Here is a 1,734-nt window from a genome sequence, read left to right as displayed (position 1 = left end):
TTTTGTTAACTTTTATTTTGGAATGAGGAGTTTCCTTTTTCAATTTTTCAAAATCATCTTCCGTATACGGGATAAAATCTACTTCAGTTCCGATTTTATCCGCTCTTACCACTTTGGCTTGTAACTTGTCTCCGATCCTATAAACGTTGCCGGTTCTTTCACCTTTCAACGTATTGTCACGTTCATCGTAGATATAATAATCGTCCGGTTCTATCACGAAAATAGTGGGTAATTAAGCTGGAGTTAAATTAAGTTTACCAAGGGCAATAAAGATAGTGATTTTTAAATTCTTTAATGTTTTAAAACCAAAAGCCCTTTTAGTAAATCCTCTAAGTTTAGAGTTCATACCTTCTATTTTACCGTTAGAGATATTCGTTTTTATGTGCAACAAGATACCTTCTATGTGATTTAAAAGAGTCTTAGCGGCTTTAATCATTTCGGGTATATTGGATTTCATTACCTTTTCATACCATCGTTTAAAATACTTAGCTGCATAAGAAGGTTTCTTGTAATCGAACATCTTTTTGAACTCAAGTACCAATCCGTAGGCTTGAACTGTGTCAAGATGTTGATATTCCATCAATTCATCGAGTCTAACTTTATCTTTCTTAGTAAGGTTGTTAGGATTTTTTAATAGCAAGTATTTTGTCCTTTTGAGTATTTCATGGTACCCTTTATTCTCTCTGGCTCTCACTTTATCAAGTTGGACACTTAATACATTAAGCACATGGAATTTGTCAAATATTATCTTTGCTTTTGGAAAATGTTTCCTGGCTCCAGCTTTGAAAGGCACCGACATATCCATGCATATGGACTCTATGTCTTTTGGATCACCGTTTTTTTCAGTGTATCTCTCTTTGAATGATAGAAAGGTTTCTGCATCTTTTCCATCAGCTATATGTACAACCTTTTCTCGTTCCACATCTAAGAAATTGGTTAAATATACATGATGCTTTTTCCTTGCTATTTCATCAACAGATAACGTTTTTATTGGTTCTTTTGAGAAATCTTGTTTTTCTAATTCCTTTGAAACGTAAAAGTCTAATATTCTCCACAACCTATTTTGGGTTGTATTATACTTTTTAGCTATCTCAGCAACCGTCATGTGGTTGTACAACTCGAGAATAAACGCTTCAAACAATAAGGTGAATCCAGAGTTTTTTCGAGCCCAAGGAACCTCTACAGTCTTTGTTCCATCATCTGTTTTTATCCTAGCTACCCTTGCATGTATGTATGTTTCATACTGGAATAAGTTTAAGTGTCTCCAACTCCTTTGAACCGTATCGTATGCACTGTAATATTTACCATTGTATTCGAACTTTGCACCTTTTTTGAAATCCACATATATGTTGATTGTATTTCCTTGTTGTTCTATCTCTTCTATGTACCATGGCTCTGTTATATTCAGTATCTGTTCAAAAAATTTTGGTAACTCTTTTCTCATCTGGTATCACTCCCTATATGTTTTGTGTTCTTCTACATGATACCAGATTATTTAATCATTTGTTCATATTTCATTTTTTCTACCCACACTTTTTGGAAGAGAACCATAATTTTTTAACTATTAAAGACCCCATATTTCTTCAAAGGTATGAGGGGTTTCACAATATTCACATATTAACTGATTCTCTTCGTTTCTAATGAAAGAAACCTGTACGTTTTCGTTGTTTTGAGGGTTGGTTATACAGTTTTCGTTTTTACACCTTAACTCTTCGAAACCGTATATAATAGGCG

The 1,734-nt window shown here is 33.6% G+C and carries 1 protein-coding gene and 2 pseudogenes; all 3 read right to left on the bottom strand.

The window, feature by feature from the left end:
* Positions 1-205 (bottom strand): annotated as a pseudogene (locus tag X928_RS07835) (hypothetical protein); the annotation flags it as partial.
* A 27-nt stretch (positions 206-232) separates the two neighbouring features.
* Positions 233-1,444 carry an ISL3 family transposase gene (locus tag X928_RS07830; protein ID WP_103079238.1) on the bottom strand — a complete coding sequence of 404 codons (1,212 nt, stop codon included), beginning with the start codon at positions 1,442-1,444 and terminating at the stop codon, positions 233-235.
* Between the two features lie 120 nt (positions 1,445-1,564).
* A pseudogene (locus tag X928_RS07825) lies at positions 1,565-1,734 on the bottom strand (bifunctional aspartate carbamoyltransferase catalytic subunit/aspartate carbamoyltransferase regulatory subunit); the annotation flags it as partial.

The organism is Petrotoga miotherma DSM 10691 (assembly GCF_002895605.1).
Taxonomy (GTDB): Bacteria; Thermotogota; Thermotogae; order Petrotogales; family Petrotogaceae; genus Petrotoga; species Petrotoga miotherma.
Note: the sequence above shows the minus strand (reverse complement) of the source record. Positions and strands in the feature narration are given on the sequence as shown.